The following is a 25,041-nucleotide window of genomic DNA, read 5'->3' as shown; positions in this document are numbered from 1 at the left end:
GCTTCGCGGTTACTTTTCACGGACACAATCTGACGCAAAACCCAGACGCTGCACATTCGTCGCACCCGGTTGAAATGCCTGAACCCCTCCCCCATATGAGTTTCCAACAGGGCACTTTCGCCCCCAGTGTGGAGACTCTCCCTTGACCACCATCGTTTCAGTTCGTCGCCACGGCAAAGTCGTCATGGGCGGCGACGGCCAGGTTTCCCTCGGCAATACCGTGATGAAAGGCAACGCGAAAAAAGTCCGTCGCCTGTACCACGGCCAGGTGATCGCCGGCTTTGCCGGGGCCACCGCCGACGCCTTCACGCTCTTCGAACGCTTCGAAGGGCAGCTGGAAAAACACCAGGGCCATCTGGTGCGGGCCGCCGTCGAGTTGGCCAAAGAATGGCGCACCGACCGCTCCCTCAGCCGTCTGGAAGCCATGTTGGCGGTCGCCAACAAAGATGCCTCGCTGATCATCACCGGCAACGGCGACGTGGTTGAGCCCGAAGACGGCCTGATCGCCATGGGCTCTGGCGGCCCCTATGCCCAGGCCGCTGCCCGCGCCCTGCTGATGCACAGCGACCTCAGCGCCCGCGAAGTGGCCGAAACCGCGCTGGGTATCGCCGGCGATATCTGCGTGTTCACCAATCACCACCTGACCATCGAGGAGCTGGACCTCGCTGTCTGAGGCCCGACCATTCCATGCCCATGACTCCCCGCGAAATCGTTCATGAACTGAGCCGTCACATCATCGGCCAGGACGAAGCCAAACGTGCCGTTGCCATTGCCTTGCGCAACCGCTGGCGCCGTATGCAGCTCCCCGCCGAGCTGCGTGCCGAGGTCACGCCGAAAAACATTCTGATGATCGGCCCGACCGGCGTCGGCAAAACTGAAATCGCCCGGCGCCTGGCCAAGCTGGCCAACGCGCCGTTCCTGAAAGTGGAAGCGACCAAGTTCACCGAGGTCGGCTATGTCGGCCGCGACGTCGAGTCGATCATCCGCGACCTCGCCGATGCGGCGATCAAGATGCTCCGCGAGCAGGAGATGGTCAAAGTCCGTCACCGCGCCGAAGACGCTGCCGAAGAGCGCATCCTCGATGCCCTGCTGCCGCCGGCCCGGGTTGGCTTCAATGAAGACCAGACGCCAAGCAACGACTCCAACACCCGCCAACTGTTCCGCAAGCGTCTGCGTGAAGGCCAGCTGGACGACAAGGACATCGAAATCGAGGTGGCCGACCTGCCCGGCGGCGTGGAAATCATGGCCCCGCCCGGCATGGAGGAAATGACCAACCAGCTGCAGAACCTGTTCTCGACCATGGGCAAGGGCAAGAAGAAAGCCCGCAAGCTGAAGGTCAAGGAAGCGCTGAAACTGGTACGCGACGAAGAAGCCGCGCGCCTGGTCAATGAAGAAGAGCTGAAGGCCCAGGCGCTGGAAGCGGTGGAGCAGCACGGCATCGTGTTTATCGACGAGATCGACAAGGTCGCCAAGCGCGGCAATGTCGGCGGTGCCGATGTCTCCCGCGAAGGCGTACAGCGCGACCTGCTGCCGCTGATTGAGGGCTGCACGGTGAACACCAAGCTGGGCATGGTCAAAACCGACCATATCCTGTTTATCGCCTCGGGGGCCTTCCACCTGAGCAAGCCCAGCGATCTGGTGCCCGAGCTGCAAGGCCGGTTACCAATCCGCGTGGAGCTCAAGGCGCTGACCCCGAACGACTTCGAGCGCATCCTCACTGAGCCGCACGCCTCGCTCACCGAGCAATACCGCGAGCTGCTGTTGACCGAAGGGCTGAGCATCGAGTTCGACGCCGACGGGATCAAACGCCTCGCCGAGATCGCCTGGCAGGTCAACGAGAAAACCGAGAACATTGGCGCGCGCCGCTTGCACACCTTGCTCGAGCGTCTGCTTGAGGAAGTGTCGTTCAGCGCTGGTGACCTGGCTGGCAGCCAGAACGGCCAAGCCATCCGCATCGACGCCGACTACGTCAACAGCCACCTCGGCGAGTTGGCGCAAGACGAAGACCTGTCGCGCTATATTCTCTAAACGTTTTATTCTTCAGACCCAGCCGACACCCCGAGCCCGGCCGCTGCAAAGCGGTCGGGCTCAACTATTTCAGAGCGAGCAGCCCCATGCGTATCCCATCGGCCATCGAGCTGCACAAAGCCTCGAAAACCCTCACCCTGAAATACGGCGCAGACGAAAGCTATACGCTGCCCGCCGAGTTTCTGCGCGTGCATTCGCCCTCGGCCGAGGTACAGGGGCACGGCAAACCGATTCTGCAATTCGGCAAGCTGGGGGTCGGTTTGAGCAAGATCGAACCCGCCGGGCAATACGCACTAAAGTTGTGCTTCGACGACGGACATGACAGCGGTTTGTTCACCTGGGACTACCTTGAGCAACTGGCGCAACGCCAGGAACAACTCTGGGCCGATTATCTGGAAGAGCTGAAACGCGCCGGAAAATCCCGTGATCCGGCTGAGTCCGTAGTCAAGCTGATGCTCTAACTCAACCCTTCCCACAGGTTAGGGCGAACTTTCTAAACTCCCTCGGCATACTCCCCCCTGCGCTTGGCCAAGTGACTGGCCTGCTTGCGCAAACGCTGAAACTCGGGTAACCAATTACCTGGCAGGTTCCGTGCATTTGACTGTGTCAGATGCAATGAATGAAGCGGAGCTAGCTCCGCCCCCGGTAACCCGAGCAGTACTAGGCGCTAACGCCCTGTGTCCGCGCACAGCAGCATGCCGGTATCAGCCTCAGGACAATGGAGCGTCGTAGATGAGCAATAAAAATAATGAAGACCTGCAGCGCCAGGCCTCGGACAACACCCTTGGGCTCAATCCCGTCATTGGCCTTCGTGGTAAGGACATTCTCGCATCTGCCCGCATGATCCTCGCGCAGGCTTATAAGCAACCGCTGCACAGTGCCAAACACCTTGCCCATCTGGGAATCGAATTGAAGAACGTTGTCCTGGGCAGCTCCGAGCTGAAGATGGACGACGGCGACAAACGTTTCGCCGACCCGGCCTGGAGCCAGAACCCCCTGTACAGGCGCTACCTGCAAAGCTATCTGGCCTGGCGCAAAGAACTGCACAGCTGGGTCGAGCACAGCAACCTGTCGGAGACCGATATCAGCCGCGGTCACTTCGTTATCAATTTGCTCACCGAAGCCTTGGCACCGAGCAACAGCATGGCCAACCCGGCGGCGCTCAAACGCTTTTTCGAAACCGGTGGCAAGAGTCTGCTCGACGGCCTCTCGCACCTGGCCAAAGACCTGGTGAACAACGGCGGCATGCCCAGCCAGGTAAATATGGACGCCTTCGAGGTCGGCAAGAACCTGGCCCTGAGCGAAGGCTCGGTGGTGTTTCGCAATAACCTGCTGGAGCTGATCCAGTACAAGCCGACCACCGAGCAAGTGCACGAGCGCCCGCTGCTGGTGGTGCCGCCGCAGATCAACAAGTTCTATGTATTCGACCTGTCGCAGGAAAAGAGCCTGGCGCGGTTCTGTCTGCGCAATGGCATCCAGACCTTTATCGTCAGCTGGCGCAACCCGACCAAGGCACAACGCGAGTGGGGTCTGTCGACTTATATCGAAGCGCTGAAAGAAGCCATCGAAGTGATCCTGGCCATCACCGGCAGCAAAGACGTGAACATGCTCGGTGCCTGCTCCGGCGGCATCACCACCGCCGCCCTGCTCGGCCATTACCAGGCGATTGGCGAGAAAAAGGTCAACGCCCTGACCCTGCTGGTCAGCGTGCTCGACACCAAGCTCGACACCCAGGTGGCACTGTTCGTCAACGAACAGACCCTGGAAGCGGCCAAGCGGCGCTCCTACCAGGCCGGTGTGCTGGAAGGTACCGACATGGCCAAGGTGTTTGCCTGGATGCGCCCCAACGACCTGATCTGGAACTACTGGGTGAACAACTACCTGCTCGGCAACGAGCCGCCGGTGTTCGACATCCTCTACTGGAACAATGACACCACGCGCCTGCCAGCGGCCTTCCATGGCGACCTGATCGAGCTGTTCAAGACCAACCCGCTGACCCGCCCGGATGCCCTGGAAGTCTGTGGTACGCCGATCGACCTGAAAAAGGTCACCGCCGATATCTTCAGCCTGGCCGGCACCAACGACCACATCACCCCCTGGGAAGCCTGCTACCGCTCGGCGCGTCTGTTCGGCGGCAAGATCGAATTCGTGCTGTCCAACAGCGGCCATATCCAGAGCATTCTCAACCCGCCAGGCAACCCCAAGGCACGCTTTTCCACCAGTGAAGGCGAGCTGCCGGACTGCCCGAAAGCCTGGCAGGAAGACGCCACCAAGCACACCGACTCGTGGTGGCTGCACTGGCAGAAATGGCTGGCCGACCGCTCCGGCAAAGTGAAAAAGGCACCGGCGGTCCTGGGCAACAAAACCTATACGCCGGGGGAAGCCTCACCGGGTACCTATGTGCATGAGCGCTAGGTAAATGAACGTCAGCTACATGAGCGCCAGGTTCACCAGCACCTGGCGTGAAGACGAAAACTGCAACCTCGCCGGTTGATAGTTGTTCAACGTCAACCAGGCGCAAGCGACAGGATTCACTGCATACACTGCCCGCGGCACTCGGATGTGCCGCCTGCTGCCAACGCCCACCAAGCGTTTGCAGCTGTCACGAAGCCAGCAGCGGAAGCCAGCTTCGTTAATCTGGAACGGCACCTGGACGGTGCCCCCAGTGATTAACAGACCCTATAGGGCCAGCGCATGCCGTTACCATTTGTTTTCCGCACCATCGACCTCGATGGGCAAACCATCCGCACGGCGGTCCGTCCAGGCAAACCACACCTGACGCCGTTGCTGATCTTCAACGGCATCGGGGCCAACCTGGAGTTGGTCTTCCCCTTTGTAGCCGCACTGGACCCCGACCTCGAAGTGATCGCCTTCGATGTGCCCGGTGTCGGCGGGTCGTCGACACCCAACCAGCCCTACCGTTTCCCCGGCCTGGCCAAGCTGGCCGCGCGCATGCTCGATTACCTCGACTATGGCCAGGTCAATGCCATTGGCGTGTCCTGGGGTGGCGCGCTGGCGCAGCAGTTCGCCCACGACTATCCCGAGCGCTGCAAGAAACTGGTGCTGGCGGCTACCTCCGCCGGCGCAGTAATGGTGCCGGGCAAGCCCAAGGTGCTGTGGCGCATGGCCAGTCCACGGCGTTATGTACAACCGTCCTATGGCGTGAAGATCGCCCCGGACATCTACGGCGGTGCCTTTCGTCGCGACCCCAACCTGGCCATGGCGCATGCCAGCAAAGTGCGCTCCTCGGGCAAGCTCGGCTACTACTGGCAGCTGTTCGCCGGTATGGGTTGGACGAGCATCCACTGGCTGCACAAGCTGACCCAGCCGACGCTGGTACTGGCGGGCGACGACGACCCATTGATCCCCCTGATCAACATGCGTCTGCTAGCCTGGAGAATTCCCAACTCGGAACTGCACGTGATCGACGACGGTCACCTGTTCCTGATCACGCGGGCCGAAGCGGTCGCGCCAATCATCATGAAATTCTTACAAGAGGAACGCCAACGTGCAGTGATGCACCCACAACCGACGCCTTCGCCGGTTCGCGATCACTGAAACAACAACACCCCGGCGGTGCGCACTGAATCAGTTCGATCAGTGCCCACCTGACCCAATAGGGCGCTGGGCGCACCACCTTCTGTTCTTTGCGCGGTTGTCTGGAATGCACCTCCGGCGCGCCTTGGTACAAGCCTTGCTCTGTACCAATTTGACGTTGAGTCCCTTGCCGGTTTGACGACGGAGTGTTGCCACATGCGAGACAAATCTGTGCCTACCCCGGTGCCCACCCCACCGGCCAATCAAATGAATGCGCAAAATGCCGTACTCGGTCTGCGCGGCCGCGACGTGCTGAGTACCGTGCGCACCCTGGCGCTCCAGGGGCTGCGGCGGCCGGTGTACAGCGCCAAGCACGCGCTGGCCCTGGGCGGCCAGCTTGGCCGGGTGCTGATCGGCGATACCCTGCACAAGCACAACCCCAACGACCCGCGCTTCGCTGACCCCACCTGGCAACTCAACCCGTTCTACCGTCGCAGCCTGCAGGCCTACCTGGCCTGGCAGCAGCAACTGACCCGCTGGATCGAAGAAAGCGACCTGCCCGCTGACGACCGCGCCCGGGCGCGCTTTATCGCGACGATGCTCGGCGACGCCCTGGCACCCTCCAACAGCGTGCTCAATCCGCTGGCGATCAAAGAACTGCTCAACAGCGGCGGCACCAGTATCTTCAAAGGCATGCGCCACCTCTACGATGACCTGCTGCACAACAGCGGTATGCCCCGTCAGGTCAGCAAGAAAGCCTTCGAAGTCGGTCGCAACCTGGCCACCACACCCGGTTCGGTGGTGTTTCGCAACGAGATGCTCGAGCTTATCCAATACAAACCGATGAGCGAAAAGCAGTACGCCAAGCCCCTGGTGATCGTGCCGCCGCAGATCAACAAGTTCTATATTTTCGACCTGAGCCCGGAAAAGAGCTTCGTGCAGTACTGCCTGAAAAACGGCCTGCAGGTGTTTATGATCAGTTGGCGCAACCCCGATGCCCGTCACCGCGAATGGGGGCTGTCGAGCTATGTGCAAGCCCTGGAGGCGGCCACCGATGTGGCGCGCGCCATCACCGGCAGCAAAGAGGTCAACCTGATCGGTGCCTGTGCCGGCGGCCTGACCCTCGCCGCCCTGCAAGGCCATTTGCTGGCCAAACGGCAACTGCGCAAGATCAGCAGCGCCAGCTACCTGGTGAGCCTGCTGGACTGCCAGATCGACAGCCCGGCCATGCTGTTTGCCGACGAAAAAACCCTGGAAGCGGCCAAGCGTCGCTCCTACCAGAACGGCGTGCTCGATGGCCGCGACATGGCCCGGGTGTTCGCCTGGATGCGCCCCAACGACCTGATCTGGAATTACTGGGTCAACAACTACCTGCTGGGCAAGCAACCGCCGGCCTTCGACATCCTCTACTGGAACAACGACAACACCCGCCTGCCCGCCGCCCTGCACGGCGATCTGCTGGACTGCTTCAAACACAACCCGCTGACTCGGCCTGGCGCGTTGGAGGTTTGTGGCACGCCCATCGATTTGCAGAAGGTCAACGTCGACAGCTTCAGCGTGGCCGGCATCAACGACCACATCACGCCCTGGGATGCGGTATACCGCTCCACCTTGCTGATGGGCGGTGACCGGCGCTTTATTCTGTCCAACAGCGGGCATATCCAGAGCATCCTCAACCCACCAGGCAACCCCAAAGCCAACTTCTTCGAAAACAGCAAACTCACCTCGGACCCACGGGCCTGGTACTACGACGCCAAACAGCACAACGGCAGTTGGTGGCCGGTGTGGATGGAATGGATTCAGGCACGCTCTGGCGAGCCACGGGAGACCTTGCTGGCCATCGGCAATCAGAACTATCCACCGATGCAGGCAGCGCCCGGCACCTATGTGCACGAGGTTTGAGGCGTTGTGACCTGTAGGGCGAATATCCGTGCAACGGATATCCGCCGGCGCTGCAACCCGCTATAACGGAACGGCGGATACCGCTACGCGGTATTCGCCCTACGTCCTCAACCGTCGGCCAATGGACCGTCTGACCAATAAGAAGAATGGATGAAAACCCGCGACCGCATTCTTGAATGCGCCCTGCTGTTATTCAATCAACAGGGCGAACCCAACGTCTCCACCCTGGAAATCGCCAACGAGCTGGAAATCAGTCCGGGCAATCTCTACTACCACTTTCACGGCAAAGAGCCGCTGGTGATGGAGCTGTTCGAACGCTTCGAAATCGACATGGCACCGCTCCTCGACCCACCGGCCGATGCACGCCTGAATGTCGAAGACTACTGGCTGTTCCTGCACCTGATCGTCGAGCGCCTGGCGCACTACCGCTTTCTGTTCCAGGACCTCTCCAACCTCGCCGGCCGCCTGCCGAAACTGGCGCGCGGCATCCGCCTGTGGCTGAACGCCCTGAAACGCACCCTGGCCGCCTTGCTGGCCGGGCTGAAAGCCGAAGGTCACCTGAGCAGCAGCACCCAGGCCCTGGGCCTGCTGGTGGAACAGATCACCCTGACCCTGCTGTTCTCCCTCGACTACCAACGCATCCTCGGCAACATCGGCGAGATTCGCCTGGTGGTGTTTCAGGTGATGATGCTGGTAAGCCCGCATATGCAAGAAGACTCGCGCTACACGGCTGAGTTGTTGGCCCAGCGTTATCTGGAAGCGTGACGCGGTTTGGCTTTCCTGCTTTTGATCTGCCCGCCCCGCTGGCGAAGGCTGAATGAAAGTATCGAGCAAAACATCCGTCATCCCAGCGAAGGCTGGGATCCAGAGTTTCGGATAGGACGAGGAACGGCGATCGATCCAATATTCTGGATCCCAGCCTGCGCTGGGATGACAGTGCACAACCCAACGCACCTTCGGACAGTAGCTCCCGAGTAACACGCCCATAAAAAAACCCGACCATCTGGCCGGGTTTCTAGTTACCGCACTGGCACTCAGGAAGACGTGCTTGGCGTCACTGGCGGAACTGGCGATGCAACCGGTGTGGTTGTGGTCGCAGCAGTTGGCGCTGGCGTCGGAGCAGGTGCAGCCGGTTTGGCCGCGGCAGGTGCCGCCGGCTTCGGTGCAGCAGGCTTGGCAGCGGCCGGCTTGGGTGCGGGTTTAGCGGCAGGTTTCACCGCAGGCTTGGCAGCCGGTTTAGCGGCAGCGGGTTTCGCTGCTGGCTTGGCGGCAGGTTTTGCGGCGGGCTTGGCAGCGGCTTTTACGGCTGGTTTCGCAGCAGGTTTGGCAGCAGCTTTAACGGCTGGTTTTACCGCAGGCTTGGCGGCAGGTTTCGCTGCAGCTTTGGCCGCTGGTTTAGCAGCTGGCTTGGCAGCAGGTTTAGCGGCTGCTTTTACCAGTGGCTTGGCCGCGGGCTTGGCGGCAGCTTTGGCAGCGGGTTTAGCCGCAGCTTTTACTGCTGGTTTGGCGGCTGGCTTGGCTGCAGGTTTCGCAGCGGCTTTAGCGGCCGGTTTGGCGGCTGGTTTGCTCGCGGCTTTCGCAGCAGGCTTGGCAGCGACTTTGGCAGCTGGTTTGGCGGCAACTGTTTTAGCAGAAACGCCGGTCAGTTTTTCCAGCTGCTTGGTCAGGGTATCGACCTTGCTGTTCAGCGATTTCACTTCATTGCGGCTTGGCACACCCAAGCGCGAAATGGCACTGTTCAGACGTTTGTCAAAGGCCTCTTCGAGCTCGCCCCACTTGCCGAGCGCCAGACCTTTTACTTCATCGACCTTGGATTTGGCCGACTTTGCCGATGTTTTAGCGGTCGATTTAACTGCGCCAACCTGTTTCTCGACTTCGGTCTTGGCCAGCTTCTCGGCTTTCTCGCCATCGGTTACCAGCGTATCGAACAGCTTGGTGCCGTCCTTGCTGATTTTCGAATAGGCGCCCAACCCAGCCAGCCAGATTTGGCGAGAGTATTTTTCTACTTCGCCAATCCACGAGCTGCTTTGTTTTTCGACTTTCTTTTTAGCAACCATCCCGCTCTCCTTATTGAGTCTTAGCGACACGTGCAACCAACGCATTCAGCACGTCCAGCTTAGCAGAGAGCGCATCAACGTCCTGGCGCGAAGGGATACCAAAACGATTTAGTGCTTTGGCCACCCGACGATCGAAAACTTTCTCGATTTTGTCGAACTGCACTTCAACTTTGCTTTTGACGCTGGAGACATTGCTGCTGACAGTTTTTTTAACCGAGTCGAGTTGGCTGTTTGCCGCTTCGACTTGCACTGTGACCAGCTTTTTACCTTTCTGTTCGATACCTTCGCCGGCGCTTACCAGACCTTTGACGTAACCCAAACCTTCCTTGCCGGCTTTGGCGTAGGCACCCAGACCGGCCAGCCAGATCTGGCGGCTGTAGTGTTTGACGTCAGTGAGTACGCTAGTGGTGTCTTCAACTTTTTTAACCACTGCTTTCTTAGCTGCAACTTTGGCCATGGTGCACCTCATGAGAAAGGAAGATAAACGCCTGCCGATGGCAGGCTTGCACCAAAGCTAACGGGGAAAATTAGAATTCACATACTAGGTATTGAGAGGGGCGGTGCCCCTAGGAGCGGCTTTAGCCGCGATGCTCTGGATCTTCGGAGAATCACGGCTAAAGCCGCTCCTACGAGAGAGAGGCGAGGTATGAAAGAGGGGGCGTTAGCTCAGGGATTCATCCAGACCTTTTTCAATTTCGCGCTTGATGGTGCCGCTCATGGCCGACAGCAGCAGCCCCAACTTCAAATCGACACGCACGCTGTCATCCCCCACTTCAATCGTGCCGTCGGCACCACTGCGTTTGAACTCCAGCACATCGCCCTGCCACTGATAACGCACGGCGTACTCGGCAGCCAGGCGTGCGGCCAGCTCTTCGGCTTTGGCGCGGGCACCTTCACGACCAAGGGTGTGGGAACGTTCGACGGTAATGCGGGCCATAGTTGGCAACTCCTGCGACCATAAGTCGCGCGACTATAGCGCGAGCACAGCGCCATGGGCAGCAACACCGCTACCCCAGGCGCACGCCTTGCCAAGACAAAGCCGATGTCGGCGATTAGAATGGCCGGCACTTTCTTCCGGTGACCGCATATGAACGATCCGCGCAAAGGCAGTGATGCCGAACCGACTACCCACTTCGGCTACCAGAGCGTGCCGGAAAGCCAGAAGGCCGACAAAGTCGCCGAGGTTTTCCATTCCGTAGCCGCCAAATACGACCTGATGAACGACCTGATGTCTGCTGGCGTACACCGCCTGTGGAAGCGTTTCACCATCGAGCTGTCGGGCGTACGCACCGGCAACCGGGTGCTGGATATCGCCGGCGGCACAGGCGATCTCACCCGCCAGTTCTCGCGCCTGGTAGGCCCTAGCGGTGAAGTGGTGCTGGCCGACATCAACGCCTCGATGCTCAAGGTCGGTCGCGACAAGCTGCTCGACAGCGGCGTGGCCAATAACGTGCAGTTCGTGCAGGCCGACGCTGAAAAGCTGCCGTTCCCGGACAACCACTTCGACTGCGTGACCATCGCCTTCGGCTTGCGCAACGTCACCCACAAAGATCAAGCCATCCGCTCCATGCTGCGGGTGCTCAAGCCCGGCGGTCGTTTGCTGATCCTGGAGTTCTCCAAGCCCACCAGCAACCTGCTGTCCAAGGCCTACGACGCCTACTCGTTCAGCCTGCTGCCGCTGATGGGCAAGCTGATCACCAACGATTCGGAAAGCTACCGCTACCTGGCGGAATCGATCCGCATGCACCCGGATCAGGAAACCCTCAAGGCCATGATGGTCGAGGCCGGTTTCGAGCGTGCCACGTACCACAATATGACTGGCGGCATCGTCGCCCTGCACCGCGGCATCAAGCCCTGATGCTGACCCAGGCGCTGCTCGCTACTGCCGAAACCGGGATCAACCGCGTATTGCGGCTGGACGCGACAGCCTTGCCGCGCCTGGCCCATTTGGCCGGCAAGGTGATCGAAGTCGATTGCAGCGCCCCGGCCATGCAGGTGTTCATCCTGGCTGACGGTGCCGGCCTGCGCTTGGCCGCCCGTTGGGATGGCGATATCGCCTGCCGCCTGCGCGCCCCGGCCAGCAGCCTGCTGCGCCTGGCCACCAGCAAAGACAAAACCGCCGTGCTGCACAGCCCCGAGGTTGAACTGGACGGCGACAGCGCCGTGCTCCTCGATCTCGCCGGCGTGCTGCAAGACCTCGAACTGGACTGGGAATACGAGCTGGCGCGCTGGCTCGGCCCAGTGGGCAGCCAACTGCTCAGCGGCCATCTGAAAAGCCGTGCGCGCTTTACCCGCCAGAACCTCGACAGCCTGCGCCACAACCTCGCCGACTACCTCAGCGAGGAATCCCGCACGCTGGTTGGCGACAACGAAGCGCAAGCCCGTTTCGCCGAACTCGATGATCTGAAGATGGCCCTCGATCGCCTCGATGCGCGGGTTGAACGCCTGGCCCTGACACTCACCCCAAAACCTAGCGAACCCGCATGAGCCTGCTTGCCGTCCGCCGTTTGTTGCGCATCCAGCGCGTGGTCATTCGCTACCGCCTCGATGATCTGATTCTCGACCTGCCGCTGCCCTGGTATTTGCGCGCCGTTGGCTATTGCCTGCCATGGCGCTGGCTGCCGCGACGCAAGCTGGCGCTGACCCGCGGCGAGCGGGTGCGCCTGGCGTTGCAGGACCTGGGGCCGATCTTTATCAAGTTCGGGCAATTGCTTTCCACTCGCCGCGACCTGTTGCCGGTGGACATGGCCGATGAACTGGCCTTTCTGCAAGACCAGGTGCCGCCGTTCGATTCCGCCCACTCCCTGGCGCTGATCGAAGCGCAATTGGGTGCCAAGGTCGCCGACGTATTTGCCCGTTTCGACAGCCAACCCCTGGCCTCGGCCTCGGTGGCGCAGGTGCATGCGGCGCAATTGCGCAGTGGCGAAGAAGTGGTGGTGAAGGTGATTCGCCCGGGCTTGAAACCGGTGATTCGCGCCGATATCGCCTGGCTGTTCCTGCTCGCCAAACTGGCCGAGCGGGTGTCCACCGAAGCGCGTCGCCTGCACCCGGTGGAAGTGGTCAGTGACTACGAAAAAACCATCTACGACGAGCTCGATCTGCTGCGCGAGGCCGCCAACGCCAGCCAGTTGCGGCGTAACTTCGAAGGCTCGCCGCTGCTCTATGTACCCCAGGTGTACTGGGACTGGTGCCGCCCGCAAGTGCTGGTGATGGAGCGCATCTACGGCGTGCAGGTTACCGATATGGTCACCCTCGCCGACCAGCGCACCGATCTGAAACTGCTCGCCGAACGCGGCGTGGAGATCTTCTTCACCCAGGTGTTTCGCGACAGCTTTTTCCATGCCGATATGCACCCCGGCAATATCTTCGTTAGCACCCGCACGCCGTGGAGCCCGCAGTACATTGCCATCGACTGCGGCATCATCGGCAGCCTGACCCCGGAAGATCAGGACTACCTGGCGCGCAACCTGATCGCCTTCTTCAAGCGCGATTACCGCAAGGTGGCCCAGCTGCATATCGATTCAGGCTGGGTGCCGGCGGAAACCAAGGTGAATGATTTCGAAGCGGCGATTCGGACTGTTTGCGAGCCAATCTTCGAGCGGCCATTGAAAGACATCTCCTTCGGCCTGCTGCTGATGCGCCTGTTCCAGACCGCGCGGCGCTTCAATATGGAAATCCAGCCGCAGCTGGTGCTGCTGCAGAAAACCCTGCTCAACATCGAAGGCCTGGGCCGCCAGCTGTACCCGGACCTCGACCTGTGGAGCACCGCGCAACCCTTCCTGGAGCGTTGGATGCGTGAGCGGGTCAGCCCGAAAAGCCTGCTGCAGAATCTGCAATCGCAAGTCGAACAGGTGCCCCACCTGGCCCATATGACCCGTGAACTGCTGGAGCGTATGGCCCAACCGCACCTGCATAATCCGCCGCTGCAACAGCAAGCCAACCGCGACAACTGGGCGTTGCGTTTGCTTGGCACGGCACTGCTGGGTGGCGGTATCACCCTGGCGCTGGCCGCTGCCAGCGTCACCCTTGCCGCCCTCTGGCCAGCCGGCTTGATGAGCGCCAGTGGTCTGTACCTGATTCTGCGCCGATAGCCAGTGGCGGCCTCAACTGGCAAACTCGCCGGATGATTCGACAGGGCAACGCCCGCATTACGGAATGGCAATGAACGATTGGCTAGACGAGATCAACTGGAACAGCGACGGCCTGGTGCCGGCGATTGCCCAGGACTACAAAACCGGCCGTGTATTGATGATGGCCTGGATGAACCGCGAGGCCCTGAGCCTCACTGCCGCCGAGCAACGCGCCATCTACTGGTCGCGCTCGCGTGGCAAACTCTGGCGCAAGGGCGAAGAGTCCGGCCATGTGCAGAAGCTGCATGAGATGCGCCTGGACTGCGACGAAGACGTGATCATTCTGCTGGTCGAGCAACTCGGCGGCATCGCCTGCCACACCGGCCGTGAAAGCTGCTTCTACCGCGTCTATGAAAATGGCACCTGGAAAGCCGTCGATCCGGTGCTCAAAGACCCCCACGCCATTTATGCCGGAGGCCACAGCCATGAGTGACACGCTCAGCCGAGTTGCCCAGGTGCTGGAGGAGCGCAAAGGCGCCGCCCCCGACAGCTCCTATGTGGCCAGCCTGTACCACAAGGGCCTGAACAAGATTCTGGAAAAGGTCGGTGAGGAATCGGTGGAAACCATCCTCGCTGCCAAGGATGCTGCCGTCAGCGGTGACTGCAGCGACCTGATCTACGAAACCGCCGACCTGTGGTTCCACAGCCTGGTCATGCTCGCCGCCCTCGGCCAGCATCCACAGGCGGTACTGGACGAACTGGACCGACGCTTCGGGTTGTCCGGGCATGCAGAAAAAGCCGCTCGCGATCCGTCTTAACCTATCTATCTAGAGGAACAGCTCCATGGGTATTTTTGACTGGAAACACTGGATCGTCATTCTGATCGTCGTCGTGCTGGTCTTCGGTACCAAGAAACTCAAGGGCCTGGGCGGTGACGTTGGCGAAGCCATCAAGGGCTTTCGCAAAGCCATGAACGATGACGAAAAACCCGCCGAACCGGCACCGGCACAGCCAACCCAGGCACAACCAGCGCCTGGCCAGAGCGCGCCGCTGAACCAACCGCACACCATCGACGTGCAAGCCCAGAAAGTTGAAGAACCGGCGCGCAAGGACTGACCCATGTTTGGCATCAGCTTCGGCGAATTGTTGCTGGTCGGCCTGGTGGCCCTGCTGGTGCTCGGCCCCGAGCGCCTGCCCGGTGCCGCGCGCACTGCAGGCCTGTGGATCGGCCGCCTGAAACGCAGCTTCAATGCGATCAAACAGGAAGTGGAACGCGAAATCGGCGCTGACGAGATTCGTCGACAGCTGCACAACGAGCATATTCTGGCCCTGGAACAGGAAGCCCGAAACGCCATCGCCCCGCCCCAGGTACCGGCCGCACCACCGCTGGCCGAGACCACGCCGATAGCGACCGCTGCTCAAGCGGCAGTGGCACCCGTCGCTGAGTCGGTGCCAGCGCCGGTAACCGCCAGCGAGCCGAACCCGGCCCAGACCCAACTGGAGCTGCCCGTCCCTCCCCAACCGCCGCGAGCCCCATGAGCGCAGATACCCCGGAAAACGACCAGCAGATGCCGCTGGTTTCGCACCTCACCGAGTTGCGCACGCGCCTGCTGCGCTGCGTAGCGGCGACCTTTCTGATCTTCGCCGGGCTGTTCTACTTCGCGCGGGATATCTACACCATCGCCTCCGAGCCGCTGCGCCGCTTTCTGCCTGAAGGCGCGACGATGATCGCCATCGACCCGGCCTCGGCTTTTCTCGCACCGCTGAAACTGACCATGGTCATCGCCCTGTTCGCCAGCATGCCGGTGATCCTCTACCAGGCCTGGGGCTTTATCGCGCCCGGCTTGTACAAGCATGAAAAGCGCATTGCCGTGCCGCTGCTGACCTCCAGCGTGCTGCTGTTCTACGCCGGCATGGCCTTCGCCTACTTCCTGGTGCTGCCGCTGATCTACCACTTCCTGCTGGGCTCGGCACCGGTGGGCGTGACGCCAATGACCGATATCAACACCTACCTGGATTCGGTGCTGACCCTGCTGTTCGCCTTTGGCGTGGCCTTCGAGATTCCGGTAGCCGTGGTGCTGCTGGTGATCATCGGGGTGGTCGATGTCGCTTACCTGAAGAAGATCCGCCCGTACGTGATCATTGGCTGCTTCGTGGTCGGCATGATCCTCACCCCGCCGGACCCACTGTCGCAGACCCTGCTGGCCGTGCCGATGTGGATGCTGTTCGAAGTTGGCGTGTTCTTCGGCGGCATGGTGCGCAAGCGCAAGCCTGAAGAAAGCGCCGACGACGCCCAACCGCCAGCCACCCAGCCGTGAACCTGCTGCTTCTGGAGGACGCCGATTTTGTCGGTGCCGACCGCGTAATTCTGCGCGACCGCCGCCTCACCCATCTGCAGGAAGTGCACCGCGCCGAGTCCGGCGACAGCCTGCGGGTAGGCCGTATCGGCGGGCTGATGGGCAAAGCGCAGATCCTGCGCCTGGAAGCTACTGAGGCCGAGTTGCAAATCAGCCTCGACCAACCGCCACCGGCCAAGCTGCCGCTGACGCTATTGCTCGCCCTGCCCCGCCCGAAAATGCTCCGCCGCGTGCTGCAAACCGTCGCCAGCATGGGCGTGCCACGGCTGATACTGCTCAACAGCTACCGGGTGGAGAAAAGCTTCTGGCAGACACCGTTTCTCGAGCCGGCGGCGATTCGCGAGCAGCTGATTCTGGGCTTGGAACAATCGCGCGATACCGTGCTGCCTGAAGTGCGCATCGAAAAGCGCTTCAAGCCGTTTGTGGAAGACCACCTGGCGCAACTCTGCGCCGGCACTCAAGGGTTGGTAGGCCACCCTGGCGACTACCCGAGTTGCCCACGCGCCATTGAAGGCCCGGTGACCTTGGCCATAGGCCCGGAGGGCGGCTGGATTCCCTATGAAGTGGAGAAGCTGGCTGAAGCGGGTTTGCAGCCTGTGCAACTGGGTGAGCGCATCTTGCGGGTTGAAACCGCCGTCACCGCACTACTCGCCCGGATGTTCTAGTCCTCGCACGCCCCCCGTAGGAGCGGCTTCAGCCGCGATTGGATTGACCTGGAAGCCTCTATTCGCAGATCAAGAGCATCGCGGCTGAAGCCGCTCCTACGGATTATTGTCAGCCTGGTTTCTGCGCATGCCAATGCGCCGGCAATAACTGCCCTTCCAGCTCCGGCGCTTCGCGCAGGCTCATATCCCGTGCCTGCAACGGCTCGCCACATTCCGAGCAGACCAGCACGCCGCGCACCTCATGACCGCAGGTTTTGTGCACATGGCGAATCGGCTGGCCGATGTCGTCACTCATATGCCGGTCGCCCCAGTTCACCAGTGCCAACACCGCCGGGTACAGGTCGTGGCCCTTTTCGGTCAACCTATACTCCTCGCGCAGCGGTCGCTGCTGGTAGGCGCTTTTCACCAGCACACCGTGCTCGGTCAGGCGCTTGAGGCGCTCGGCCAGCACATGGCGAGTGATGCCCATGCGCTTTTCGAAGTCATCGAAACGGCGCACTCCCATAAAACATTCGCGCAGCACCAGCAGGGTCCAGCGGTCGCCGATCACCGACAAGGTGCGCGATAGTGAGCATGGTTGCTGACCCAGATCTTCCCAACGCATGGAGGCTCTCCAACAGATTCTGCTGGCTACCTTAACTTGACAGGTTCTAAAAAGGAACCGACTATCTCGACCAAGTTCCAAAAAGGAACTTACTGACCAGCAGGCTGCAAAAGGCCACTGGCCCCGACAAAACCGACGAGACAATAACAATGAGCGAACGCAAAGCAGTGTTAGTGGTGGGTGCCGGCGATGCCACCGGCGGTGCGATAGCCAAGCGCTTTGCCCGCGAGGGCTATGTGGCCTGCGTGGCGCGGCGCAATGCCGACAAACTCGAACCGCTGGTCGCCGAAATCATCGCCGCCGGTGGCGAGGCCCGCGCCTTTGGCTGCGATGCGCGTATCGAAGAACAGGTGCAGGAGATGTTCGCCACCATCGAGCGCGAAATCGGCCCGTTGGAAGTGGTGGTGTTCAACATCGGTGCCAACGTGTGGTTCTCAATCACCGAGACCACCGAGCGGGTATACCGCAAGGTCTGGGAAATGGCCGCCCTGGCCGGTTTTTTGACCGGCCGTGAAGCCGCCAAGGTGATGCTGCCCCGTGGCCGCGGCACGATTATTTTCACCGGTGCCACCGCCTCCCTGCGCGGCGGCAAAGGCTTCAGCGCCTTTGCCAGCGCCAAATTCGCCCTGCGCGCCACCGCCCAGAGCATGGCCCGCGAACTCGGGCCGCTGGGCATTCACGTGGCCCACCCGATCATCGATGGTGCCATCGATACCGCATTTATCCGCGACAACTTCCCCGAGCGTTACGCCCTCAAAGAGCAGGACGGGATTCTCAACCCCGAGCATATCGCCGACAGCTACTGGCAAATCCACACACAGCCCAGAGATTCCTGGACCCACGAACTCGATCTGCGCCCGTGGTTAGAAACGTTCTGAATTCGCACATCCCGTAGGAGCGGCTTCAGCCGCGATGCTTTTGCTCTTGAAGAGCAATCGCGGCTGAAGCCGCTCCTACGGGACATGTATCCCACAACAAAAAGGGACAACCCTATGAGCAAAACCCTGGAATTTTTCTTCGACGTCGGCAGCCCCACCACCTACCTGGCCTGGACCCAACTGCCGAAGATCGCCGCCGATGCCGGCGTGGAGATCACCTGGAAACCCATGCTGCTGGGCGGTGTATTCAAGGCCACCGGCAACCAGTCGCCGATCGCCATACCGGCCAAGGCCAAATACACCCTGGCCGATATGCAACGCTTTGCCACTCGTTATGGCGTACCGATGGCGTTCAACCCGTTCTTCCCCATCAACACCCTGGTACTGATGCGCGGCGCGGCGGGCTACCTGGGCACGGCCAACTTCCACACCTACCTGCAGGCAGTGTTCACCGCGCTGTGGGTGGAACAGAAGAATATGGGCGACCCGGCAGTGGTGGCCCAGGTGCTAAGCGCCGTGGGGTTGGACCCGCAGGAGTTCGAGCAGCTGGTAAATGACGAAACGGTCAAACAACGGCTGAAAGACCTCACCGAAGAAGCGATCAAGCGCGGTGCCTTTGGTGCACCGATTTTCTTCGTCGATGGGGAGATGCACTTTGGTCAGGATCGGCTGGATTTTGTCGCCGAAGCCCTGGCACGCCAAGGGCAATAATCTCGACCCGCGATAAACCCGACTTTGCCACAGCGGATATCCGCAACAGATATCCGCTCTTAGACTCTCGTCGCAAAATGGGTGTACACCCCAACACTTAACAACCCCGCCCTCAGTCCAACTAATAGTTGGGCAACTTCAATACAAACCCGCTGAATCAAATAAAAGATCAACGTGAATCGTAACTTTGTCTCGTGCGCCATTTCCCACCGCCTTATATGCGCATTGCTTTAGCAAAACAAACAGCCGAGCCTCCACAGAAGCGCGCTGAATAGCTCGCTACACCGGCTCCTCCAACGAAAGCCACTTCAACCCGAGCGAGTCTTTAGAAACTCCTCTAACAAAAAACAAAAGTATCCCACTCCAGAAACCCAATTACGGAAACACACTTTGAAACAGCCCTAAATTAAAAATCCAAAGAAAAGGATTCCAATCATGTCGACATCGAACGATGAATTAGTCACAGACGAATTTATTAAAGACACCAACAGCGACAGACCAAGAACCTGGCAGAAAAACTTCAAGTTCGGCCTCTATTCAACTTTGCTTGTCATAGCCACGGCGGCGCTATTCACAACCACTCCAGCGCAGGCAGTTACTGGCGGTTCTGCTTCATCGAAGCCTTGGGTGGTGCGCATTACCGGAACCATTCAGGGTTACCTTGACTCCTGTACCGGCGTTGCCCTCAATGAGCTGCTGGTAGTCACCGCAGCCCATTGCGTAGCAGACCACGTGATTTTTCAGGACGGCACGGTGGCGGTCCAGGGTCGTTTCCCCACTGCGGGTTCCGATATACAAGTGCTGACGCTTTCTCAGGCGCACCGTGTCGCTGAATATCCCAAGCTGGGGCCAGACCTCGTCAGCGGCGGACACGAGATTAATCCTGGATATGCCGCCACTGGCTATGGGTATGGAAATGTACCCTTCAAGCAAAGAAGCCTAAGCCTCAAAGTTGAAGACCACGGAGTGACCGACGCTGGAGCCGAGATTATTAGAGTCGCCACGCGCAAAGGATTTTCTGAGGGAGGCGATTCAGGCGGGCCGGTTATTTTGGCGGGCTTTCTGGTAGGCGTCATGGCTACCATGGGCAGCGACGCCGATGACGGCCATCAAACTATCAACGTTATTGGGATATCCAGTACCCTTCCTAAAATCCGCCAGCTACAGCACGCGCGCGACATGCGCTCCATCCCTGAAAGCAATGCCCTGCTTCCCTGGATCAGTGACGTCAACGTCGCAAACGGTGCCGTCTCCGTCACCCTGAGCGACGAGCTCGTCAGTTCCGGACGTCAGGTGGTGGTTTGGGTCAATGGCCGTTATCTGGGCGAAGTTCAGGGTGATAACGCTTACTACGCCAATGTGGAAAAAATCAATGGCGGAACCATCTACCGCATGGGCGGTTTCCACGTCCGTGACAGCGATTTGGTACAGATCGGTATCGTCACCGGCGCCAATAGTCCGGAAGCTGCAGAACTGCTCTATGAATCGCCCATAACCGGCATCAAGGCGGCCAATATCGACAATAAGGCACTTGTGGTTAGTGTGAGCAACGAACTACTCAATGCCGACCTCAAGATGGTTGTCTGGCTCAATGGCAAGTACCTGGGCGAGCTTAACCGCAACCCTGCCTACGCCTATTACGCCAGTAAAGAAGATATAGCCGGCGGTGCCCGCTTCCGGCTGGCGGGGCGTATCGTTAAACACGGTGATCTGCTGCAGATCGGCATCGTCACCGGCACCAACTCGCCAGAGGCAGCAAGCCTGATCTACAGCAGCAACCTTTCCGGCATCGAGGCCATCAGGCGCAGAGGCAATTATCTGGGTATCACCATGGCAACCTCGCTGAGCAATTCAGGACAGCGAATTATGGTTTGGTACAACGGCGTGCGAGCGGCTGAAATTTATAACGGAGTTTTCTATTTCAGTTACGCCCCGGCTGCATCGGGAGGCAGCCAGGAGTTCACTCCGCAAGTTGGGTTCGCAGCCAACACCCGTGTGCAAATCGGCATAGTGCCGGGCGTACCTGGGCAAACGTTCGGAACGCCAAACAGCGCAAGACTGCTCTATGACAACATTCCGAACCTCTGAAGTCCTGCGTCAATGGCGAGGCCTGGCAGCAAGCCAGGTTTCGCCATCGGTAACCGCAGGATGTTTAAAGGCAAGGTGCTGCTTCAGGTTTCCAGCAAAAACGTCACCGGCCCATCATTGACCAGCGACACTTGCATATCCGCAGCAAACCGCCCGGTGGCCACCACCGGGTGTTTTATCTGCGCTTGCGCCACCAGGTAATCAAACAGTTCCGCCCCCAATGCCGGCGGTGCGGCAGTGGAAAAGCTGGGGCGCAAGCCGCTTTTGGTATCCGCCGCCAAGGTGAACTGGGACACCAGCAAAAGCCCGCCGCCGACATCCGTCAATGACAGGTTCATCTTGCCGTCAGCATCGCTGAACACGCGGTAGTTAAGGAGTTTGTGCAGCAGTTTGTCGGCGCTGGCTTTGCTGTCCTGTGGCTCGACGCCGACCAGCACCAGCAGGCCCTGATCGATGGCACCCAGCGTTTCCCCCGCTACGTCTACCCGCGCCGCCGTGACACGTTGAATCAGCCCCTTCATGCCTCTTCAGGTGCCAGGTTGAGCAGGCGGCGGGCAATCTGGTCGGCAGCGCGAACCAGGGCGTCGGTGATGCCCGGCTCGGCAGCGGCGTGGCCGGCGTCGCGGATGATCTGCAGCTCGCTGTTGGGCCAGGCCTGGTGCAGTTCCCAGGCGTTGTCCAGCGGGCAGATCACGTCGTAGCGGCCATGCACGATGATCCCCGGCAGGTGGGCGATCTTGTGCATATCGCGGATCAGTTGGTTGGGTTCCAGGAAGGCGTCGTTCATAAAGTAGTGACATTCGATCCGAGCGATGGACAACGCGCGTTGCGGCTCGGAGAAACGGTCGACTACCTGCGGATTGGGGCGCAGGGTGGCGGTGCGCCCTTCCCAGGTGGACCAGGCTTTGGCAGCGTGCATCTGGGCAATCTGGTCGCTGCCGCTCAGGCGCTTATGGAAGGCCGGCAACAGGTCGTGGCGTTCTTCCGGTGGAATGGGGGCCACGTAGTCTTCCCAGTAGTCAGGGAACAGACGACTGGCACCCTCCTGGTAGAACCACTTGATCTCCTGCGGTCGGCACAGAAAGATCCCGCGCAGAATCAGCGCATGCACACGCTCGGGGTGAGTCTGGGCATAGGCCAGTGACAAGGTGGAGCCCCAGGAGCCACCGAACAACACCCACTTGTCGATGCCCAGGTGCTGACGAATGATTTCCAGGTCGGCGACCAGGTCCCAGGTGGTGTTGTTTTCCAGGCTGGCGTGCGGGGCGGAGCGTCCGCAGCCTCGCTGATCGAAGGTGATGATGCGGTACTGGTTGGGATCGAAGTAACGGCGGCTGGCACCATCGCAACCGGCACCCGGACCGCCATGCACAAACACCACAGGAAGACCTTCCGGCGTACCGCTCTCGTCGACATAGAGCACGTGCGGTGCCTGCACCGCCAGCTCATGACGGGCGTAAGGCTTAATCTCCGGATACAAAGTCTGCATGCTGCACTCCCCTGTTTATGACTTCGGTGCCGCTTGGCAGCCCTGTTACTCGGCTACATTGCGCGGCACTGCGCTCGGGCATCATAACCATGAAAACGGAGTTGAGCATGTCACACCGGATATTTCCCCTTGGTCGCCTGTGGATTGTCGCCTTGGCCTTGACGCTGCTCGCCGGCTGCTCACGCAGCGACCCGCAGGCGGCGCTGGAAGCCGCTGTGCAGCAACTGCAGGAGAACCTCGAGGGCAAGCGCAGCGGCGAGGTGTTGGAGCAACTGCACCCCGAGTTCCGCGCCCAGCAGCAATTCGACCGCGAGTGGGCCAAACGCACCCTGCTCGGGCTGTTTTTGCGTTACCAGAACGTCCGGGTGATTGCCCTGAGCAAATCCAGCAGCCTCGACTCCAGCGTATCCACCAAGGGCTACACCGAAGCGCAGGTAGCCGTCACCGGTGCCCAGGGGCTGATTCCCGACAATGCCAACCACTACAGCGTGAAGCTGGAATGGTGGTTGGAAGGGGATGAGTGGAAGCTGGCGCGGATGGACTGGAAATAGGCGTTCGAAAACACCAAAAACTCGAGGCTTCAGCCTCGATTCCTGGAAAGAAAGGACTTTACCGATAACGCGCCCGCCCCCAGTCCAAATAGGCCTCCAGCAACCCCCTCAACACCCCCTGCGCCTGTTCCGCCAACTCAGGCCGGTAGGTAAACGGTGCTTGTTCATCCATATAAATGCACTGGCCGATCTCCAACTGCACGGCGTGCACGTTGTCGGCTGGCTGGCCGTAACAGCGGGTGATGTGCCCGCCCTTGAAGCGACCGTTGAGCACATGGCTGTAGCCCGGCGCGGCCGCGCACACCTGCACCAGGCGCTGGGCCAGTTGCGGATCGCAGCTGGCACCATCGTTGGTGCCGAGGTTGAAGTCCGGTAGCTTGCCGTCGAACAAGCGCGGCACCCGCGAGCAGATGGAGTGGGCGTCGAACAACAGGGCGTAGCCGAACGCGGCCTTGAGGCGCGCCAACTCCGCCGCCAGCGTGCGGTGGTAGGGCGTCCAGATTTGCTCCAGGTAGCGTTCACGCTCGAGCGCCGACGGCTGGCCGCCTTCGATAAACAGTGGCTGACCATCGAACAGCACGTCCGGGTACAGGCCGGTGGTGGCCGTGCTGTACAGCGGGCGGTCATCGGCCGGGCGGTTAAGGTCAATCACATAGCGGGAATAGTTGGCCGCCAGGGTGCTGGCACCCAGCTCGGCGGCGAAGGCATACAGCGTCGGGATATGCCAGTCGGTGTCCGGCAGCCCCTGCGCCTGAGGCACCAGGCCCGCCTGCACCGCCGGGGTCAGCTGCAAGCCGCCATGGGGCATGCTGATCAGCAGCGGTACGCGGCCTTGAATAAATACCAGGGGATCGTCGATCAGATCAGACATTCAGCACCTCCCGGCCATGGCGAATTACCCGTTTATCCAGCTCGCCGCCTAGCCAGTAGGCCAGCTCGGCGGGCCGGGCAATCTGCCAGGCGACGAAATCCGCCACCTTGCCTACTTCCAGGCTGCCGTGACTGGCACCCAGGCCGAGGGCTTTGGCGGCATTGATGGTAACCCCGGCCAGCGCCTCTTCCGGCGTCAGGCGAAACAGGGTGCAGGCCATATTCAGCATCAGCCGCAGCGACAAGGCCGGCGAGGTGCCGGGGTTGAGGTCGCTGGCCAGCGCCATCGGCACGCCCTGCTCGCGCAACAGCTGGATCGGTGGCAACTGGGTTTCGCGCAAAAAGTACAACGCCCCCGGCAGCAGCACGGCGACTGTACCGGCGGCGGCCATGGCCTGCGCATCGCTCAGGGTCATAAATTCCAGATGATCCGCCGACAGCGCCTGATAGCGCGCCGCCAGGCTGGAGCCAGCCAAGGCCGACAACTGCTCGGCATGCAGCTTGACCGGCAGGCCCAGGCGCTGGGCAGCGATAAACACCCGCTCGACCTGCGCCGGGGAAAACGCCAGGTGCTCGCAGAAGGCATCCACCGCATCCACCAGCCCTTCAGCGGCCAGGGCTGGCAGCATCTCGCCGCACACCAGATCGATATAGGCGTCACTGCGCCCGGCGTATTCCGGCGGCAAGGCATGGGCGGCCAGACAGGTGGCGCGCACGGTCACCGGCAGGGTTTCCCCCAGGCGACGAATTACCCGCAGCATCTTGCGCTCGGTGGCCAGATCCAGGCCGTAGCCGGACTTGATCTCCACGGTGGTCACACCATCGCGCAGCAAGGCCCGCACCCGCTGGGTGGCACTGTTTAACAGTTCGTCTTCACTGGCGGTGCGAGTGGCGCGCACAGTGCTGGCGATACCGCCACCGGCGGCAGCAATCTCGGCATAGCTGACGCCCTGCAGGCGCAGCTCGAATTCCCCACTGCGATTGCCGCCAAATACCGCATGGGTGTGGCAATCGATGAGGCCGGGGGTCACCCAGGCACCGCCCAGGTCGTGGCGCTGGGCATAGTCGTCAACGGGCAGATCGACAAAGCTGCCGATCCATTTGATCAAGCCGTTGGCGGTGACAATGGTGGCGTTGTCGATGCTCGAATAGCGGCCATCGACCATGGTCGCGACGTGGCAGTTGAACCACAGGTGCTGCATACGGGCCTCCCTGGGCATCGCCCTCTCGTGCA

General features: G+C 60.7%; 28 protein-coding genes. 20 read left to right on the top strand and 8 right to left on the bottom strand.

What is annotated here, in order from left to right:
- The first annotated feature begins 142 nt into the window (after nt 1-142).
- The 7 genes from hslV (at nt 143) to ACVW0Y_RS03885 (ending at nt 8,232) form a co-directional block, all read left to right on the top strand.
- Nucleotides 143-673 carry an ATP-dependent protease subunit HslV gene (gene hslV / locus ACVW0Y_RS03915; RefSeq protein WP_110617264.1) on the top strand — a complete coding sequence of 177 codons (531 nt, stop codon included), beginning with the start codon at nt 143-145 and terminating at the stop codon, nt 671-673.
- Between the two features lie 14 nt (nt 674-687).
- Nucleotides 688-2,028 carry an ATP-dependent protease ATPase subunit HslU gene (gene hslU, locus ACVW0Y_RS03910; RefSeq protein ID WP_457436194.1) on the top strand — a complete coding sequence of 447 codons (1,341 nt, stop codon included), beginning with the start codon at nt 688-690 and terminating at the stop codon, nt 2,026-2,028.
- A gap of 86 nt (nt 2,029-2,114) precedes the next feature.
- On the top strand, nt 2,115-2,489 hold the full coding sequence (locus tag ACVW0Y_RS03905; protein WP_457436193.1) for a gamma-butyrobetaine hydroxylase-like domain-containing protein: 375 nt from the start codon (nt 2,115-2,117) through the stop codon (nt 2,487-2,489).
- Nucleotides 2,490-2,760: 271 nt separating this feature from the next.
- Nucleotides 2,761-4,443, top strand: coding sequence for a class II poly(R)-hydroxyalkanoic acid synthase (phaC, locus tag ACVW0Y_RS03900; RefSeq protein ID WP_457436191.1), 1,683 nt, complete (start codon nt 2,761-2,763; stop codon nt 4,441-4,443).
- Between the two features lie 279 nt (nt 4,444-4,722).
- The gene (phaZ, locus tag ACVW0Y_RS03895) at nt 4,723-5,586 is read left to right on the top strand and encodes a poly(3-hydroxyalkanoate) depolymerase (protein ID WP_457436190.1); all 864 of its coding nucleotides are present in this window, start codon (nt 4,723-4,725) and stop codon (nt 5,584-5,586) included.
- A 195-nt stretch (nt 5,587-5,781) separates the two neighbouring features.
- Complete coding sequence (gene phaC, locus ACVW0Y_RS03890) at nt 5,782-7,467, top strand: class II poly(R)-hydroxyalkanoic acid synthase (RefSeq protein WP_457436188.1); 1,686 nt, start codon at nt 5,782-5,784, stop codon at nt 7,465-7,467.
- 150 nt (nt 7,468-7,617) lie between these two features.
- Nucleotides 7,618-8,232: a TetR/AcrR family transcriptional regulator gene (locus ACVW0Y_RS03885; protein ID WP_457436187.1), complete on the top strand. Its 615-nt coding sequence runs from the start codon at nt 7,618-7,620 to the stop codon at nt 8,230-8,232.
- A gap of 269 nt (nt 8,233-8,501) precedes the next feature.
- On the opposite strand, the gene ACVW0Y_RS03880 is transcribed toward ACVW0Y_RS03885, so the two are convergent.
- From ACVW0Y_RS03880 to ACVW0Y_RS03870, 3 genes are all read right to left on the bottom strand, one after another.
- Entirely contained in the window at nt 8,502-9,524 is a 1,023-nt protein-coding gene (locus tag ACVW0Y_RS03880) for a phasin family protein (RefSeq protein ID WP_457436185.1), read from the bottom strand.
- 10 nt (nt 9,525-9,534) lie between these two features.
- Entirely contained in the window at nt 9,535-9,981 is a 447-nt protein-coding gene (locus ACVW0Y_RS03875; protein ID WP_457436184.1) for a phasin family protein, read from the bottom strand.
- A gap of 204 nt (nt 9,982-10,185) precedes the next feature.
- Complete coding sequence (locus ACVW0Y_RS03870) at nt 10,186-10,461, bottom strand: polyhydroxyalkanoic acid system family protein (protein ID WP_457436182.1); 276 nt, start codon at nt 10,459-10,461, stop codon at nt 10,186-10,188.
- A gap of 150 nt (nt 10,462-10,611) precedes the next feature.
- Between ACVW0Y_RS03870 and ubiE the strand changes: the two genes are divergently transcribed.
- From ubiE to ACVW0Y_RS03825, 9 genes are all read left to right on the top strand, one after another.
- Nucleotides 10,612-11,382 (top strand): bifunctional demethylmenaquinone methyltransferase/2-methoxy-6-polyprenyl-1,4-benzoquinol methylase UbiE, encoded by a 771-nt coding sequence (gene ubiE / locus ACVW0Y_RS03865; RefSeq protein ID WP_457436181.1) that lies wholly within the window; start codon nt 10,612-10,614, stop codon nt 11,380-11,382.
- Nucleotides 11,382-12,011: a ubiquinone biosynthesis accessory factor UbiJ gene (locus ACVW0Y_RS03860; RefSeq protein ID WP_457436180.1), complete on the top strand. Its 630-nt coding sequence runs from the start codon at nt 11,382-11,384 to the stop codon at nt 12,009-12,011. Before ubiE ends, ACVW0Y_RS03860 begins: the two co-directional genes overlap by 1 nt.
- Entirely contained in the window at nt 12,008-13,615 is a 1,608-nt protein-coding gene (ubiB, locus tag ACVW0Y_RS03855) for a ubiquinone biosynthesis regulatory protein kinase UbiB (protein ID WP_457436178.1), read from the top strand. The genes ACVW0Y_RS03860 and ubiB overlap by 4 nt, the downstream gene beginning before the upstream one ends.
- Before the next feature lie 70 nt (nt 13,616-13,685).
- Nucleotides 13,686-14,087 carry a phosphoribosyl-AMP cyclohydrolase gene (hisI, locus tag ACVW0Y_RS03850; protein WP_457436177.1) on the top strand — a complete coding sequence of 134 codons (402 nt, stop codon included), beginning with the start codon at nt 13,686-13,688 and terminating at the stop codon, nt 14,085-14,087.
- Complete coding sequence (locus tag ACVW0Y_RS03845) at nt 14,080-14,412, top strand: phosphoribosyl-ATP diphosphatase (protein WP_108096276.1); 333 nt, start codon at nt 14,080-14,082, stop codon at nt 14,410-14,412. Before hisI ends, ACVW0Y_RS03845 begins: the two co-directional genes overlap by 8 nt.
- Nucleotides 14,413-14,437: 25 nt before the next feature.
- On the top strand, nt 14,438-14,710 hold the full coding sequence (locus ACVW0Y_RS03840) for a twin-arginine translocase TatA/TatE family subunit (protein ID WP_457436176.1): 273 nt from the start codon (nt 14,438-14,440) through the stop codon (nt 14,708-14,710).
- 3 nt (nt 14,711-14,713) lie between these two features.
- Nucleotides 14,714-15,133 (top strand): Sec-independent protein translocase protein TatB, encoded by a 420-nt coding sequence (gene tatB / locus ACVW0Y_RS03835; protein WP_457436174.1) that lies wholly within the window; start codon nt 14,714-14,716, stop codon nt 15,131-15,133.
- The gene (gene tatC, locus ACVW0Y_RS03830) at nt 15,130-15,912 is read left to right on the top strand and encodes a twin-arginine translocase subunit TatC (protein WP_457436172.1); all 783 of its coding nucleotides are present in this window, start codon (nt 15,130-15,132) and stop codon (nt 15,910-15,912) included. The genes tatB and tatC overlap by 4 nt, the downstream gene beginning before the upstream one ends.
- Nucleotides 15,909-16,616, top strand: a complete 708-nt coding sequence (locus ACVW0Y_RS03825; protein WP_457436171.1) for a 16S rRNA (uracil(1498)-N(3))-methyltransferase — start codon at nt 15,909-15,911, stop codon at nt 16,614-16,616. The genes tatC and ACVW0Y_RS03825 overlap by 4 nt, the downstream gene beginning before the upstream one ends.
- A gap of 109 nt (nt 16,617-16,725) precedes the next feature.
- Here ACVW0Y_RS03825 and ACVW0Y_RS03820 read toward each other — a convergent pair whose 3' ends face one another.
- The gene (locus ACVW0Y_RS03820) at nt 16,726-17,220 is read right to left on the bottom strand and encodes a winged helix-turn-helix transcriptional regulator (RefSeq protein WP_457436169.1); all 495 of its coding nucleotides are present in this window, start codon (nt 17,218-17,220) and stop codon (nt 16,726-16,728) included.
- 149 nt (nt 17,221-17,369) lie between these two features.
- On the opposite strand from ACVW0Y_RS03820, the gene ACVW0Y_RS03815 reads away from it, so the two are divergent.
- The 3 genes from ACVW0Y_RS03815 (at nt 17,370) to ACVW0Y_RS03805 (ending at nt 20,897) form a co-directional block, all read left to right on the top strand.
- Complete coding sequence (locus ACVW0Y_RS03815) at nt 17,370-18,098, top strand: SDR family oxidoreductase (RefSeq protein WP_457436167.1); 729 nt, start codon at nt 17,370-17,372, stop codon at nt 18,096-18,098.
- A gap of 114 nt (nt 18,099-18,212) precedes the next feature.
- The gene (locus tag ACVW0Y_RS03810) at nt 18,213-18,809 is read left to right on the top strand and encodes a DsbA family protein (RefSeq protein ID WP_457436165.1); all 597 of its coding nucleotides are present in this window, start codon (nt 18,213-18,215) and stop codon (nt 18,807-18,809) included.
- 435 nt (nt 18,810-19,244) lie between these two features.
- Nucleotides 19,245-20,897, top strand: a complete 1,653-nt coding sequence (locus tag ACVW0Y_RS03805; protein ID WP_457436163.1) for a trypsin-like serine protease — start codon at nt 19,245-19,247, stop codon at nt 20,895-20,897.
- A gap of 83 nt (nt 20,898-20,980) precedes the next feature.
- On the opposite strand, the gene dtd is transcribed toward ACVW0Y_RS03805, so the two are convergent.
- A complete protein-coding gene (gene dtd / locus ACVW0Y_RS03800) occupies nt 20,981-21,418 on the bottom strand; it encodes a D-aminoacyl-tRNA deacylase (RefSeq protein WP_457436161.1) in 438 nt (145 codons plus the stop codon).
- Nucleotides 21,415-22,386: a prolyl aminopeptidase gene (gene pip, locus ACVW0Y_RS03795; RefSeq protein WP_457436160.1), complete on the bottom strand. Its 972-nt coding sequence runs from the start codon at nt 22,384-22,386 to the stop codon at nt 21,415-21,417. Before pip ends, dtd begins: the two co-directional genes overlap by 4 nt.
- A gap of 107 nt (nt 22,387-22,493) precedes the next feature.
- Here pip and ACVW0Y_RS03790 point away from each other — a divergent pair, with 107 nt between their 5' ends.
- Nucleotides 22,494-22,937: a hypothetical protein gene (locus ACVW0Y_RS03790; protein WP_457436159.1), complete on the top strand. Its 444-nt coding sequence runs from the start codon at nt 22,494-22,496 to the stop codon at nt 22,935-22,937.
- 58 nt (nt 22,938-22,995) lie between these two features.
- Here ACVW0Y_RS03790 and hutG read toward each other — a convergent pair whose 3' ends face one another.
- Both hutG and hutI read right to left on the bottom strand, forming a co-directional pair.
- Nucleotides 22,996-23,808 carry an N-formylglutamate deformylase gene (gene hutG, locus ACVW0Y_RS03785; protein WP_457436158.1) on the bottom strand — a complete coding sequence of 271 codons (813 nt, stop codon included), beginning with the start codon at nt 23,806-23,808 and terminating at the stop codon, nt 22,996-22,998.
- The gene (hutI, locus tag ACVW0Y_RS03780) at nt 23,801-25,009 is read right to left on the bottom strand and encodes an imidazolonepropionase (RefSeq protein WP_457436157.1); all 1,209 of its coding nucleotides are present in this window, start codon (nt 25,007-25,009) and stop codon (nt 23,801-23,803) included. Before hutI ends, hutG begins: the two co-directional genes overlap by 8 nt.
- Nucleotides 25,010-25,041 lie beyond the last annotated feature (32 nt).

It is taken from the genome of Pseudomonas sp. TE3786 (genome assembly GCF_054057335.1).
Note: the sequence above shows the minus strand (reverse complement) of the source record. Positions and strands in the feature narration are given on the sequence as shown.

Excerpts from the sequence above, each read along its gene's own strand:
- hslU (WP_457436194.1), top strand. The coding sequence starts at position 688 with ATGCCCATGACTCCCCGCGAAATCGTTCATGAACTGAGCCGTCACATC.
- ACVW0Y_RS03905 (WP_457436193.1), top strand. The coding sequence starts at position 2,115 with ATGCGTATCCCATCGGCCATCGAGCTGCACAAAGCCTCGAAAACCCTC.
- phaC (WP_457436191.1), top strand. The coding sequence starts at position 2,761 with ATGAGCAATAAAAATAATGAAGACCTGCAGCGCCAGGCCTCGGACAAC.
- phaZ (WP_457436190.1), top strand. The coding sequence starts at position 4,723 with ATGCCGTTACCATTTGTTTTCCGCACCATCGACCTCGATGGGCAAACC.
- phaC (WP_457436188.1), top strand. The coding sequence starts at position 5,782 with ATGCGAGACAAATCTGTGCCTACCCCGGTGCCCACCCCACCGGCCAAT.
- ACVW0Y_RS03885 (WP_457436187.1), top strand. The coding sequence starts at position 7,618 with ATGAAAACCCGCGACCGCATTCTTGAATGCGCCCTGCTGTTATTCAAT.
- ACVW0Y_RS03880 (WP_457436185.1), bottom strand. The coding sequence starts at position 9,524 with ATGGTTGCTAAAAAGAAAGTCGAAAAACAAAGCAGCTCGTGGATTGGC.
- ACVW0Y_RS03875 (WP_457436184.1), bottom strand. The coding sequence starts at position 9,981 with ATGGCCAAAGTTGCAGCTAAGAAAGCAGTGGTTAAAAAAGTTGAAGAC.
- ACVW0Y_RS03870 (WP_457436182.1), bottom strand. The coding sequence starts at position 10,461 with ATGGCCCGCATTACCGTCGAACGTTCCCACACCCTTGGTCGTGAAGGT.
- ubiE (WP_457436181.1), top strand. The coding sequence starts at position 10,612 with ATGAACGATCCGCGCAAAGGCAGTGATGCCGAACCGACTACCCACTTC.
- ACVW0Y_RS03860 (WP_457436180.1), top strand. The coding sequence starts at position 11,382 with ATGCTGACCCAGGCGCTGCTCGCTACTGCCGAAACCGGGATCAACCGC.
- ubiB (WP_457436178.1), top strand. The coding sequence starts at position 12,008 with ATGAGCCTGCTTGCCGTCCGCCGTTTGTTGCGCATCCAGCGCGTGGTC.
- hisI (WP_457436177.1), top strand. The coding sequence starts at position 13,686 with ATGAACGATTGGCTAGACGAGATCAACTGGAACAGCGACGGCCTGGTG.
- ACVW0Y_RS03845 (WP_108096276.1), top strand. The coding sequence starts at position 14,080 with ATGAGTGACACGCTCAGCCGAGTTGCCCAGGTGCTGGAGGAGCGCAAA.
- ACVW0Y_RS03840 (WP_457436176.1), top strand. The coding sequence starts at position 14,438 with ATGGGTATTTTTGACTGGAAACACTGGATCGTCATTCTGATCGTCGTC.
- tatB (WP_457436174.1), top strand. The coding sequence starts at position 14,714 with ATGTTTGGCATCAGCTTCGGCGAATTGTTGCTGGTCGGCCTGGTGGCC.
- tatC (WP_457436172.1), top strand. The coding sequence starts at position 15,130 with ATGAGCGCAGATACCCCGGAAAACGACCAGCAGATGCCGCTGGTTTCG.
- ACVW0Y_RS03820 (WP_457436169.1), bottom strand. The coding sequence starts at position 17,220 with ATGCGTTGGGAAGATCTGGGTCAGCAACCATGCTCACTATCGCGCACC.
- ACVW0Y_RS03815 (WP_457436167.1), top strand. The coding sequence starts at position 17,370 with ATGAGCGAACGCAAAGCAGTGTTAGTGGTGGGTGCCGGCGATGCCACC.
- ACVW0Y_RS03810 (WP_457436165.1), top strand. The coding sequence starts at position 18,213 with ATGAGCAAAACCCTGGAATTTTTCTTCGACGTCGGCAGCCCCACCACC.
- ACVW0Y_RS03805 (WP_457436163.1), top strand. The coding sequence starts at position 19,245 with ATGTCGACATCGAACGATGAATTAGTCACAGACGAATTTATTAAAGAC.
- dtd (WP_457436161.1), bottom strand. The coding sequence starts at position 21,418 with ATGAAGGGGCTGATTCAACGTGTCACGGCGGCGCGGGTAGACGTAGCG.
- pip (WP_457436160.1), bottom strand. The coding sequence starts at position 22,386 with ATGCAGACTTTGTATCCGGAGATTAAGCCTTACGCCCGTCATGAGCTG.
- ACVW0Y_RS03790 (WP_457436159.1), top strand. The coding sequence starts at position 22,494 with ATGTCACACCGGATATTTCCCCTTGGTCGCCTGTGGATTGTCGCCTTG.
- hutG (WP_457436158.1), bottom strand. The coding sequence starts at position 23,808 with ATGTCTGATCTGATCGACGATCCCCTGGTATTTATTCAAGGCCGCGTA.
- hutI (WP_457436157.1), bottom strand. The coding sequence starts at position 25,009 with ATGCAGCACCTGTGGTTCAACTGCCACGTCGCGACCATGGTCGATGGC.